This is a genomic window from Glaciimonas sp. PAMC28666 (assembly GCF_016917355.1).
Classification (GTDB): domain Bacteria; phylum Pseudomonadota; class Gammaproteobacteria; order Burkholderiales; family Burkholderiaceae_D; genus Glaciimonas.
The window spans coordinates 4,160,704-4,173,450 of record NZ_CP070304.1 but is presented as its reverse complement, the minus strand read 5'-3'; the positions used below and the strand labels follow the sequence as shown (position 1 = coordinate 4,173,450).

Here is a 12,747-nt window from a genome sequence, read left to right as displayed (position 1 = left end):
ACCTTACTCAAAAAGATTGCAATGAATCGGCTAAAAAAAACTATCCTGATCGGCTGGCTCTGCGTCCAAGCGATGGCAGCCCATGCCGCGGTTGATCCGGCGCTCCTGAAATCATTAGCCGGTGACGATCCGGATGTCCGTATCGAGGCTGTCAACAAGATCGCTGCCCTCGCTAACGATGATGCAACCAAAATTCTTAATGCGCTCAATACCGATGCGCTCTATTCTCGACCAAACGGCGATGTTCTGATCGTCGACGACAGTAAAACGGTCAACCCGGCCTTCAATCCAGCCACAGACCAATCCGGCCCCACGCCAGATGACGCAGAAGCCATTAGCGTCAATAACCGTCTGCGTGGCGCCGTAGAGGGTGCACTTTCTGGATTGAAATTGTTTTCACCGGATGCCAAGCGGCGCATGGCTGCGGCCCTTGATTTATTGAAGGATGCCGATCCCGCCCTAATTCCGTTGATCAACAAGGCGCTACAAAAAGAAAGCGATCCTGATATTCAGGCCACGTTGCAACAAGTCATCGCTACCGCCAACTTACATGCGACTGATCCTGTCGTCCGTAAGGCTGCCATCAAAACGCTCGCAAGCAGCACCAATGCCAGCATTAAACCGGCATTGCAGCGACTGCTGGAAAAGAATCCTGACGGTAGCTTTATTGAACCGGACGAAGCGATCCGCATTGAAACTGTGCGTACTCTGGGAGCTTTGAATCGCCAACTGGCAACCACCGAATTCGTTGGAAAAGTGTTTTACGGCATCTCGCTCGGTAGCGTCTTACTGCTGGCCGCGCTGGGTCTTGCGATTACCTTCGGGCTTATGGGTATCATTAACATGGCCCACGGCGAAATGTTGATGATCGGGGCTTACACGACCTATGTTTGCCAAATGTTATTTCGCAAATTTCTGCCGGGTGCGCTGGATGCGTATCTCATCGTCGCACTGCCTGCAGCCTTCATTGTCACCGCTGCTGTTGGCATTGCGCTGGAACGCGCGGTGTTGCGCTGGTTATACGGACGACCGCTTGAAACTCTTCTCTGCACCTGGGGTATTAGCTTGATGTTGATGCAAACTGTCCGCACAATTTTTGGCGCTCAAAACGTTGAGGTTGCCAATCCATCGTGGATGTCTGGCGGCGTCACCGTACTGGGTTCGTTAGTTCTGTCCTACAACCGGATCGTGATTATTTTCTTCGCCCTGTTCGTGGTTTTTGCCGTCTGGCTAATTCTCAACAAAACCCGTCTTGGTTTGTTTGTACGCGCAGTCATGCAAAATCGCCGTATGGCGGCCTGCGTCGGCGTCGCGACCGATAAAATTGACATGATGACCTTTGGCTTGGGCTGCGGCATCGCGGGTCTGGGCGGCGTTGCGCTGTCGCAACTCGGGAACGTGGGGCCGGATTTGGGTCAAAGCTATATCGTCGATTCATTCATGGTCGTGGTACTCGGCGGCGTTGGTCAACTCGCCGGTACGGTGATCGCCGCCCTCGGCCTCGGTGAGGTAAATAAATTTCTGGAACCGGTCGCCGGTGCAGTGCTGGCTAAAATCGCCATTCTGGTATTCATTATCGTGTTCATTCAAAAACGGCCACAGGGCTTGTTTGCACTGAAAGGCAGGAGCGTAGAATGAAAAGCTCTTCAGTTAATACACCCCCATTGGGGTCAAGTGACGTCGTCAACAAAGTTGGCGCGCAACCGCAAACCACATTTTCAGTCGTGCCTGTCAAGCTATCACTGTTCTCGCGCCCTGCGTGGATTGGAATCGGTATTTGCGGTCTGATTTTGTGCCTGCTTCCGATTCTTAATCTGAGTTTTCCTGATGGTAACGCGCTACACATTTCCAGCTATACGGTAGCACTGATCGCCAAGTTCATGTGCTACGCGATGGCTGCGCTGGCGCTGGATCTGGTGTGGGGCTACGCGGGAATTTTATCGCTCGGTCATGGTGTGTTTTTTGCGCTCGGTGGCTACGCGCACGGTATGTACCTGATGCGCGCAATCGGCCGCGATGGCGTGTATCAGAGCAATTTGCCGGACTTCATGGTTTTCCTGGATTGGAAAACTTATCCATGGTTCTGGTCGATGACTGATAACTTCTGGTACTGCATGGCTTTGGTGGTCCTGGTGCCTGGCGTATTGGCGTTTGTATTCGGCTATTTTGCATTCCGGTCACGCATTAAAGGCGTGTACTTTTCAATCATCACGCAAGCGATGACCTTCGCCTTTATGCTGCTGTTCTTCCGCAACAATACCGGCTTCGGCGGCAACAACGGTTTCACCGATTTCAAGCGTATTCTGGGCTACTCCATTACCGCACCTTCCACCAAGGCGGTCCTGTACCTGATTACCCTGCTATTTTTACTTGGCACGTTGTTGCTTTGCCGTTGGATTGTCAACTCTCGACTAGGACGGGTGCTGCAAGCTGTCCGTGACTCCGAATCGCGACTGATGTTCATTGGTTACAACCCATTATGGTTCAAGTTATTTGTCTGGACTCTCTCAGCAGTGCTGTGCGGCATTGCCGGCGCACTCTATGTTCCGCAGGTCGGCATCATTAATCCATCGGAAATGTCTCCTGCCAACTCGATTGAAATGGTGATCTGGGCAGCGGTTGGCGGTCGCGGATCGCTGATCGGACCAATCATCGGCGCGTTCACTGTCAATGGTCTGAAGAGCTGGCTCACAGGGGCATTTCCTGAACTCTGGTTATATGTATTAGGACTTATATTCATACTGGTGACACTGTTCATGCCGCAAGGAATGGTTGGCGTTGCCACCAAGTTAAAACAAAAGTTCAGAGCATCCAAGGAATCTGTATGACCGCGCTCGCCGATTCAAAATTGCCCACCGGCACCGTCGATAACAGCCGCTATTCCGACCACGGCAGCTCGTATGCCCGACTCAAAACCGACGGGGTGGATACCACGCACGGTGCGATTCTTTATCTGGAAAACATCACAGTCTCGTTCGATGGCTTCAAGGCCCTGAATAATCTAAATCTGGATATCTCGGTGGGTGAGTTACGCTGCATCATTGGTCCTAATGGCGCTGGAAAAACCACGATGATGGACGTCATTACAGGAAAAACCCGTCCCACCTCCGGGACTGCATTTTTTGGCCAGACCATCGACCTGACCCAGCTGACCGAATATGAAATTGCCCATTTGGGCATCGGTCGCAAATTTCAACGCCCGACTGTTTTTGAGCAGCATACAGTGTTTGAAAACCTCGAACTGGCGATGAAGATGGACAAACGCGTCCGCACCACGCTGTTCGCACGCTTGTCCTCGGAGCAAATGGGAAAGATCGATGAGATTCTCCGACTGATACGTCTGAACGGCCAGGAAAGCAGACCTGCCGGGCTACTTTCCCACGGTCAGAAACAATGGCTGGAAATCGGCATGCTGCTCATGCAAGAGCCGCAATTGATTTTGTTGGATGAACCGGTAGCAGGTATGTCGGATGCCGAGACGGCACGCACGGCTGAGCTACTCAATGAATTACGCGGAAAACATTCGATTGTGGTGGTGGAACATGACATGGGTTTTGTGACCGAAATCGCCCAACAGGACAAAGTCACGGTTCTCCACGAGGGATCCGTTCTTGCTGAAGGAAAAATGTCCGAAGTTCAGGCAGACGAGCGCGTCATTGAAGTGTATTTGGGTCGTTAAGCGCCAAGCTTCATCATTCACACCAGACGATCAAAAATAAAATGGCGAAGACCATTTAAAAAAACACCTCCTCAGGATATTGCATATGTTAAACGTCGACCAACTGAACCAATACTACGGTTCCTCCCATACATTACGGGGCGTGTCGCTCACCGTCGAAAAAGGCAAATGTCTGAGTCTTTTAGGCCGCAACGGCGTAGGGAAAACGACGTTATTGAAGTGTCTGATGGGCGTATTACCGACAGCAACCGGCAAAATTACGCTGGAAGGTCGCGACATCACCAAATTAAAACCACATCAGCGCGCCGCCCTTGGCATCGCTTATGTGCCTCAGGGCCGCGAGATTTTTGCGCGTCTGACAGTAGAGGAAAATTTATTGATGGGCATGGCGACCAAATCCGGCAAGAAAGCCTCCCTTATAAAAGGAGAAGTGTACGAGCTGTTTCCCGTACTCAAAGAGATGCTGCAAAGACGCGGCGGCGATCTGTCCGGTGGGCAACAGCAGCAACTCGCCATCGCCCGCGCTTTGCTGGCGGAACCCAAATTGATCATTCTCGACGAACCGACTGAGGGTATCCAACCGTCAATCATTAAAGACATCGGTCGCGTGATCCGGTTGTTACGCGAACGCGGCGATATCGGTATTCTGTTATGTGAACAGTATTTCGACTTCGCTCAGGAACTGGCCGATAACTTTATCGTCTTGTCACGCGGCGAGGTTGTGGCCGCCGGAACACAAGCGCAAATGGATGATGCCAGCGTGAAACGGCACTTGGCGGTATAGTCTCGGAGATGAAATTTGTTGACGCCCCAGACCTTCCCGTAGCAACCAAAACGCGTGGCCCCACCGTACCTGCGGGAAAAACTCAGCATACCGAACAAAGCGCATTGCCATCATTCCTGCCAGACATTGCACCGTCCACCAAACCGGGCCCCTGGCAGGCGCGTCTGAGCCTGGGTTTTGCCAATGATAACGGCACAACCCGCTTGATTGAGCGCAGTCATTTTGGCCCACTGCGAGTACAGAAGCCGCTTTACCCTGAGCAACCGGCTGTCTGTCATGCAATCATTATCCATCCGCCCGGTGGGGTCGTAGGCGGCGATCAACTGGCAATATCCGCCCACGTCGGGCCAAACGCACACGCCCTTCTCACCACGCCCGGTGCTGCTAAATGGTACAAAGCCAATGGCAACGTATCGCATCAGCATGTCTCCCTTTCAGTAACGGAAGGCGCGACACTTGAATGGTTGCCACAAGAAACCATCTTCTTCAATCGCGCCGTTGTACAGCTTGATCATCAAGTCGCGTTAGCTGCAGACGCACAGTATATCGGTGGCGAAATATTGTGTTTTGGGCGGACCGCATCCGGTGAGTCATTTGACAGCGGAAAGATTAGCCAGCGCACCAGCATTCGTCGCGCCGGAAAATTGCTCTGGTTCGAGCAAGGCAGTATCAGCGGCGGTACGGCAACCATGCGCAGCCCATTGGGATTGGCCGACCATACCGTCTGCGCGACCTTGATCGCGGTAGGAAAAGTTCTCCCGGTAAAAGTCATGAACGATTTGCGCGAAGCCAGCAACCTACTCGCAGACGGTCAGGCGATGGTAGGGGCAACGCAAATGAAATCCGTCATCGTCCTGCGATTTCTTGGTCATTCCAGTGAACTTGCCCGACAATGGATGACGCAGGCGTGGCAACAGATCAGACCAGAATTATTAGGCCGCGCTGCGGTGATTCCGAGAATCTGGAACACCTGACCGGGCGACTTTCAGACGCCAAAAACAATAACAAAATTGACATAGACGAACATCATAGAAAGAAACAGATGGAACTGACTCCTCGAGAAAAAGATAAGTTGTTAATATTTACAGCTGCCTTATTGGCGGAACGACGCAAAGCCCGCGGGTTGAAGTTGAACTATCCAGAATCGATTGCGCTGATCACGGCAGCTATCATGGAAGGTGCGCGCGATGGCAGAACGGTGGCCGAGCTGATGTCGGAAGGCACTAAAATCTTGAGTCGCGCAGACGTGATGGACGGCATTGCCGAGATGATCCACGACATCCAGGTGGAAGCGACTTTTCCCGATGGAACCAAGCTGGTCACTGTGCATCACCCGATTCCTTAAACAGTTCACCGCCCTTCATTCGTCTCCATGCAACACCTTTTAGACACTGGAAATCTCCATGATCCCTGGCGAAATGCTGATCGAAGACGGCGACATTGAACTCAATGTCGGCCGCAGAACTACCACCGTTACAGTCGCCAATAGTGGTGACAGGCCGATTCAGATCGGCTCGCATTATCATTTTTATGAAACCAATCCAGCCTTGATATTTGAACGTGAAGATGCTTATGGCATGCGCCTGAACATTGCAGCGGGTACTGCCGTACGCTTTGAGCCGGGCCAAAAACGGACCGTTGAGCTAGTCGCGCTGGCGGGTGAGCGGAAGGTTTACGGTTTCAACGGAAAAGTAATGGGCGCATTGGACCAAAAAATAGAAAAAGATCCACAGACACAGAAGGAAGCACAATGAGCACGATTTCCCGGCAGGCCTACGCTGAAATGTTCGGCCCCACGACGGGCGACCGTATCCGCCTGGCAGACACGACGCTGTTCATTGAAATCGAAAAGGATTACGCCACCTACGGCGAAGAGGTCAAATTCGGCGGCGGTAAAGTCATCCGCGACGGCATGGGCCAGTCGCAGCGGAATCATCGGGACGTCATGGATACCGTCATCACTAACGCTGTCATTCTTGACCACTGGGGCATCGTTAAAGCCGATATCGGCCTCAAAAGCGGCCGCATTGCGGCAATCGGCAAAGCTGGCAATCCCGATATTCAGCCCAACGTCACGATGGCAATCGGGGCGGCTACAGAAATCATCGCTGGCGAAGGCATGATCGTCACTGCTGGCGGTATCGATTCGCACATCCATTTCATTTGTCCCCAGCAGATCGAAGAAGCATTGATGAGCGGTGTGACGACGATGCTGGGCGGCGGCACCGGACCAGCAGTTGGCACGGCAGCGACAACCTGCACGCCGGGTCCGTGGCACTTACACGCAATGCTATCGGCCGCAGATGCGTTCCCGATGAATCTCGGTTTTCTCGGCAAAGGCAATGTAAGTCTGCCGACGCCGCTGGAAGAACAAGTTCGCGCCGGTGCGATTGGCCTGAAACTCCACGAAGACTGGGGCTCTACGCCAGCGGCGATCGATAATTGCCTGAATGTAGCAGACCGCATGGACGTGCAAGTCGCCATTCACAGCGACACCTTAAACGAAGGTGGCTTTTTGGAACACACCCTGGCAGCGTTCAAGGACCGCACCATCCACACCTTCCATACCGAAGGTGCGGGCGGCGGACATGCGCCGGATATTATCGCTGCGGTCGGCCAGGGGAATGTCCTGCCGTCGTCTACCAATCCGACCCGCCCCTACACCGTCAATACGCTGGATGAGCACCTGGATATGCTGATGGTCTGCCATCATCTCGATGCGTCCATTGCGGAAGACGTTGCCTTCGCAGAATCCCGGATTCGTCGCGAAACCATTGCAGCAGAAGATATTCTGCATGACATCGGTGCCATCAGCATGATGTCGTCAGACTCGCAAGCGATGGGCCGCGTTGGCGAGGTTATTATGCGGACCTGGCAAACCGCGCACAAGATGAAAACGCAACGGGGATCTTTGCCAGAAGATACCAGTCGTAACGACAACTTTCGCGCCAAACGCTACATCGCCAAATACACTATTAACCCTGCCATTACGCACGGTATTTCTCATGTAGTCGGCTCCATCGAAGTCGGCAAGATCGCCGATTTAGTGTTGTGGAAACCTGCCTTCTTCGGTGTCAAGCCGTCCATGATTTTGAAAAGCGGCATGATTGCCGCTGCGCAAATGGGTGACCCTAATGCGTCCATCCCGACTCCGCAACCGGTCCATTATCGGATGATGTTCGGTGCCTATGGCGGCGGACTTAAAACCTCATTAACCTTTGTTTCGCAAGCCGCCTATGACGATGGTATCGGCGACTTGCTGAAGCTGAATAAACCAGTGGTCGCGGTGAAAAACATGCGTCACCTACGTAAACATCACATGATTCACAACAGCGCCACGCCGCACATGGAAGTCGACCCCGAAACATACGAAGTCCGCGCCGATGGCGAACTTCTGGTATGCGAACCGGCAATCATCTTGCCAATGGCACAACGTTACTTTTTATTCTGATTATTTCAACATTCCATGCTGACTCTTAATACAAAAATCGACCATGCTGAAAAAATTGACGGCGAGCTGGTCCTGCCCTACGACCTGCGTGAAAAAAGTCGGCTGCGCGCCACGCTCACATCCGGTCTCGAAGTCGGTGTTTTTACGGTGCGGGGAACCGTTCTGCGCAATGGCGATTTGATCGCGGGCGTCGACGACGATGGCAAGCAATCGGTGATAAAAGTCATCGCTGCGGATGAGGCCACCTATCGCGTGGAATGCGCAACACCACTTGCGCTGTTACGTTGCGCATTCCATCTGGGCAATCGGCATACCCAGGCGCAAGTTGGCGACGGCTTTCTGCGCATCCGAAAGGACGTCGTGCTGCGCGAAATGCTCGAAGGTCTTGGCGCGACAGTCATCGGACAATTGGCGGCATTCGAGCCGGAATCCGGTGCTTACGGGGGGGGGCACCATCATCACGATGGCCTGCTTGCACCGGTCCCGATACGTCAAAAAATTCATCGTCCCGGCGACAAACCGGAATCGACCAGCTGAGCCTATAGCCATCATGCAAGCAACCGCTCTGCTCCATTTGTTGCAACTATCCAGCCCATCGCTGCCGATAGGCGCATATAGCTATTCCCAAGGTCTGGAATCAGCGATAGAAAAAGGTTTGGTCAACGACCAAGCCTCTGCACGGGCATGGATCATTGATCATCTGCACCATGTGGTCGCTTATTTTGAAGCGCCGATCTTTTGGCGCTTGTTACACGCGTTCGAAAAACGTGATGCTGATGCTGTTGCCATTTGGACCGAACGTTTTATTGCCGCACGCGACACGTCTGAGTTTCGGGCAGAGACCATCCAGATGGGATATTCTCTCGGCAAACTGGTGATCGATCTGCAAATCGGCGATGAAACATTGCTGGCTATTTTGCAGGCACAGCCCGAATTGCCCCTGCCGACGGCGTTCGCCTTTGCTGCTGTGGCGCTTGGAATTCCGCACGAAGCTACCTTACTGGGGATGCTGTTTACGTGGGCCGAAAATCAAGTTTTGGTCTGCGTTAAATCTGTGCCGCTCGGTCAGGTTTCGGGGCAACGTTTATTACTGTCATTACAGCCAGAACTACAACGTGCGGCCGAGCATTCCCAGCAATTGGCCGACGATGATTTATCTAATTGGTCACCAGGATTATCACTGTTATCGATGCAGCACGAAGAGCAATACAGCCGGTTGTATCGATCATGATCAAGCTTTAATGCCTGGCTTGTTAGTGAGGTCTGATAGAAGCACCCAATTCAACCATTTTTGTAAGTAATCTACTATGAATAATGCCACTACCCTAGTATCCACTCCTAATCCGTTACGCGTAGGAATTGGCGGCCCGGTGGGCTCCGGTAAAACTGCTCTGTGTGAAATGTTATGTAAAAGTATGCGTAACGATTATGAAATGGCGGTCATCACCAACGACATTTATACCAAAGAAGACATGGAGATCCTGTTGCGCGCGGACGCACTGCCAGCCGAACGCCTGATGGGTGTGGAAACCGGGGGTTGCCCGCACACTGCGATTCGAGAGGATGCATCGATCAATCTGGAAGCAATCGCCCGCATGAGCGCCGACTTTCCTGATCTTGATCTGATTTTGCTGGAATCCGGCGGCGACAATTTGGCTGCCACGTTTAGTCCCGAATTATCCGACCTGACCATTTATGTCATCGATGTCGCTGGCGGCGAAAAAATTCCGCGCAAAGGTGGTCCCGGGATCACGCGCTCCGATCTGCTGATCATCAACAAAACCGATCTCGCGCCTTATGTGGGGGCCAATCTTGACGTGATGGCGCATGATGCCAAACGCATGCGCGGCGACCGACCTTTTCTTTTCACCAATCTGCGCAGCGGCGATGGTGTCGAAAAAGTCGTTGCCTTCATCCGTACGCAAGGTTTGCTGGACCGTAAAAAAGCGTAATTTCAATCGTTGAAACGTCAATAACGCGCCGTCGCGCCTCCGGGTCTCACCCTACAATCGATGCGTCGGTGCGTTTTTCGGATGCAGTGGGATCGCTCCATACCGTAAGATCGTCTACGCTGAAGCGAATACGTCCGGCACTAAACCACACTTGTAAGTTGCGGTATTTTTTCAAATAGTAAATCCCGACAAGCGCAGCCGCAAAGCCAGAAGCAGCACCGACGCCAAGCGCCCACCGCGGGCCAAATCTATCCGCTACCCAGCCTACCACTGGCGCGCCCAGAGGTGTTCCTCCTAAGGCTACCGCCAGCAAAATTGCCACGACCCTCCCGCGCATCGCTGGCTCGGTGGATAGTTGCACCAGACTATTGGTAGAGGTGGTGAAAGTCTGTGTGGATACCCCTATGACAATCAGCCCAAGGCCGAAAAGCACAGGATTGGGCATGACCGCAGCCAGCGTGCAACCGATCCCAAAAACTGCCGCACCAACCAGCAAAAGGCCAATATGCGGTTGCGCACGTCTGGCCGCCAACAGTGCGCCCGCCACGGATCCTATTGCCATCGTCGACGTCAACAGACCGTATTGTCCTGATCCTCCATGAAATATCGTCACGGACATCGTCGAGATGAAAATCGGAAAGTTCAGCCCAAAGGTTCCGATTAAAAACAGCATCAGTAGGACCGCTTTCAGATCGGGACGCCGCCATACGTAGCGAAATCCTTCAACGAATCCGCCGGGCGTCCGAGGTGCCCTATCCGTTCGATGCAGTGCGTGCACGCGAAGAAATTTGAGCGAGCAAAGCACCGCAACGAAAGAGGCCGCATTAATTAAAAATACCCATCCCGAGCCCACAGCCGCGATCAAAATACCGGCAATGGCGGGACCGATCATTCGCGCCGCATTGAACGACGTCGAGTTAAGTGCCGCCGCGTTTGAAAGATCGGCTTCTCCAACCAACTCACCGACAAACGTCTGGCGCACCGGCGCATCAAACGCGGTTACACAGCCTAGCAAAAACGCAAATACATAAACATGCCACAACTGGACCAAGGCAAAAATGGTCAGCAATCCCAGTCCGAGCGCAAGTGCACCCATCAACGCCTGCGTCGCGATTAGCAGCTTTCGCCGGTCGAAATGGTCGGCGACGAAACCGGTCAGCGGCAGCAATAGAAGCTGAGGTCCAAATTGGAGTGCCATGACGATACCAACCGCCGTGGCATTTTTATGGGTCAACTGCGTCAGTACTAACCAGTCTTGCGTGGTGCGTTGCATCCATGTTCCAACATTGGACACGATGGCACCACCGGCCCAGAGCCGGTAGTTGTAGCTGCTTAACGAACGGAAAGTACCTTTCAACTTTTATGTCCACTCATGTAATCTGCATAGATAACGCACTCAAGCGCGTTCTTTTCCGAGCAATGCAATAACCTCCAGCACTGTCCCGGTCTCTCCCAGCCGCGGAAAAATCCGGGTGATGCTGTTCAGGTGTGCATCTGGATTCATGTCGGTCATAGCATCCACAGCGAGCGTCACGTTGAAGCCATGCTCGTGCGCCTGTCGTGCGGTCGATTCAACACCAATGCTGGTAGCGACGCCGACGATCACGATTTGGGTAACCTCACGCGCTTTTAAATACGTCGCCAGATCGGTATTGGTGAACGCGCCCCAGGTTTGCTTCGTTACCACGTGATCTTCCGGTTGCTGACTAAGCACCGGCATGAAGTCCAGCCATCCCGCAGGCGGCGTTCCAAGGTTACGGGCTTGCTCCGCGCGGCCTGGAGCACCGCCGGCAACGTTGACGAGTACCACCGGCAACCTCTGGCTTCGGAAGAACTTGGCCAGAGTGGCGGCATGCACTGCTATTTCGCTGACAGATGGAACGGCAGGAAGGGAGGCCAGTCCGTTTTGCAAATCAACGACAATTAGCGCGGTACGAAGATCGAGGGTGGTGATTGCCATGATATTTTTTCCTTTTGTTTGATGTGAACTTCAGCAGGTATAAATGCGGCACAGGGCACAGCGTCAAGACAAAGATATTGGAATCAACGTCATTGATAAAAATTCGGCCAACGCCAGCGTTCTTGTTGCCGTGGATAGATTCAAACGGCCCTCTGTCACTCATCGACGAGACGACTGAGCAACTTAATCCCGATGGCTAAGGTTTCTTGCTCATCCGCAGTCAATTTCACCTGTATGCCGCGGAACAACCAATCCTCGCGTGCAGCGCGGGCTGCACCGACCCACTCTCGGCAGGTAGCGGTCAGAGACAGGATGGTTTGCCGTCCATCCTCTGGATCAGGCATGCCGCTCACCATGCCGGCCGCGGTCAGGACCGCAACTGTTGCGCCCAGGGATTGCGGCCGCACACCTTCAGCGATAGCCAGCGCCGTCACGGTTGCAGGACCCTCGCGCTCTAAACGACTCAGTACCGACATCTGCGACGCCGTGAAATCGCCCGGGTGCACTTCTTCGCGCAGACGCCGCTTCAATTTTCCCAGCAATACCCGTAGTTCGCCAGCAAGCACCAACGCGCGCGCCGCGTCACCGTTAATTTGATGTTCAGGGGATTCCATACGCTTATTTAGAGAAGATAGTAAAAAAACTACAAAGGCAAACTACAAAGCCTACCTTCTAATTAGCATACAAAACATGTTGCCCCATGTCAAGGACCGGAATGTTATGTGGATGTCGAAAATATATGGGTTTAGTGCTTTTGCTACCTCGCAAGCCCCTCACACTAAGAAGACTTTTACCCGGAAACGAGACAGAAATGTAGATCCGGCGGCGATTACAGATGAGACACCTTCATTGATGTTTTGCAGCAATAAAGGAGGATGGGGATGAGGTTGATGGCGGGTTTCTTGTTAAGCCGGGCGCTAT

General features: G+C 53.1%; 14 protein-coding genes. 11 read left to right on the top strand and 3 right to left on the bottom strand.

All coding sequences use genetic code 11. From position 1 onward, the window contains the following. The first annotated feature begins 21 nt into the window (after nt 1–21). From urtB to ureG, 11 genes are all read left to right on the top strand, one after another. Nucleotides 22–1,638, top strand: coding sequence for an urea ABC transporter permease subunit UrtB (urtB, locus tag JQN73_RS17750; protein ID WP_205320296.1), 1,617 nt, complete (start codon nt 22–24; stop codon nt 1,636–1,638). Then, nucleotides 1,635–2,828: an urea ABC transporter permease subunit UrtC gene (urtC, locus tag JQN73_RS17745; RefSeq protein ID WP_240162317.1), complete on the top strand. Its 1,194-nt coding sequence runs from the start codon at nt 1,635–1,637 to the stop codon at nt 2,826–2,828. Before urtB ends, urtC begins: the two co-directional genes overlap by 4 nt. Then, entirely contained in the window at nt 2,825–3,679 is an 855-nt protein-coding gene (gene urtD, locus JQN73_RS17740; RefSeq protein ID WP_205320295.1) for an urea ABC transporter ATP-binding protein UrtD, read from the top strand. The genes urtC and urtD overlap by 4 nt, the downstream gene beginning before the upstream one ends. Nucleotides 3,680–3,764: 85 nt before the next feature. Further along, nucleotides 3,765–4,463 (top strand): urea ABC transporter ATP-binding subunit UrtE, encoded by a 699-nt coding sequence (urtE, locus tag JQN73_RS17735; protein WP_205320294.1) that lies wholly within the window; start codon nt 3,765–3,767, stop codon nt 4,461–4,463. A gap of 116 nt (nt 4,464–4,579) precedes the next feature. Continuing rightward, a complete protein-coding gene (locus tag JQN73_RS17730; protein ID WP_370551370.1) occupies nt 4,580–5,437 on the top strand; it encodes an urease accessory protein UreD in 858 nt (285 codons plus the stop codon). A 68-nt stretch (nt 5,438–5,505) separates the two neighbouring features. After that, nucleotides 5,506–5,808, top strand: a complete 303-nt coding sequence (locus tag JQN73_RS17725) for an urease subunit gamma (protein WP_205320292.1) — start codon at nt 5,506–5,508, stop codon at nt 5,806–5,808. Nucleotides 5,809–5,866: 58 nt separating this feature from the next. Next, a complete protein-coding gene (locus tag JQN73_RS17720) occupies nt 5,867–6,217 on the top strand; it encodes an urease subunit beta (RefSeq protein ID WP_205320291.1) in 351 nt (116 codons plus the stop codon). After that, on the top strand, nt 6,214–7,914 hold the full coding sequence (ureC, locus tag JQN73_RS17715) for an urease subunit alpha (protein ID WP_205320290.1): 1,701 nt from the start codon (nt 6,214–6,216) through the stop codon (nt 7,912–7,914). The genes JQN73_RS17720 and ureC overlap by 4 nt, the downstream gene beginning before the upstream one ends. Nucleotides 7,915–7,929: 15 nt before the next feature. After that, the gene (gene ureE, locus JQN73_RS17710) at nt 7,930–8,451 is read left to right on the top strand and encodes an urease accessory protein UreE (protein ID WP_205320289.1); all 522 of its coding nucleotides are present in this window, start codon (nt 7,930–7,932) and stop codon (nt 8,449–8,451) included. Nucleotides 8,452–8,464: 13 nt separating this feature from the next. Continuing rightward, nucleotides 8,465–9,145: an urease accessory protein UreF gene (locus tag JQN73_RS17705; RefSeq protein WP_205320288.1), complete on the top strand. Its 681-nt coding sequence runs from the start codon at nt 8,465–8,467 to the stop codon at nt 9,143–9,145. A 76-nt stretch (nt 9,146–9,221) separates the two neighbouring features. Beyond that, nucleotides 9,222–9,866 (top strand): urease accessory protein UreG, encoded by a 645-nt coding sequence (gene ureG, locus JQN73_RS17700; protein ID WP_205320287.1) that lies wholly within the window; start codon nt 9,222–9,224, stop codon nt 9,864–9,866. Between the two features lie 46 nt (nt 9,867–9,912). Here the strand turns inward: ureG and JQN73_RS17695 are convergent, their stop codons facing one another. From JQN73_RS17695 to JQN73_RS17685, 3 genes are all read right to left on the bottom strand, one after another. Continuing rightward, entirely contained in the window at nt 9,913–11,223 is a 1,311-nt protein-coding gene (locus JQN73_RS17695; protein WP_205320286.1) for an MFS transporter, read from the bottom strand. A 39-nt stretch (nt 11,224–11,262) separates the two neighbouring features. Next, nucleotides 11,263–11,826 (bottom strand): isochorismatase family protein, encoded by a 564-nt coding sequence (locus JQN73_RS17690; protein ID WP_205320285.1) that lies wholly within the window; start codon nt 11,824–11,826, stop codon nt 11,263–11,265. Between the two features lie 155 nt (nt 11,827–11,981). Then, complete coding sequence (locus JQN73_RS17685; protein ID WP_205320284.1) at nt 11,982–12,440, bottom strand: MarR family winged helix-turn-helix transcriptional regulator; 459 nt, start codon at nt 12,438–12,440, stop codon at nt 11,982–11,984. Nucleotides 12,441–12,747: the final 307 nt, after the last annotated feature.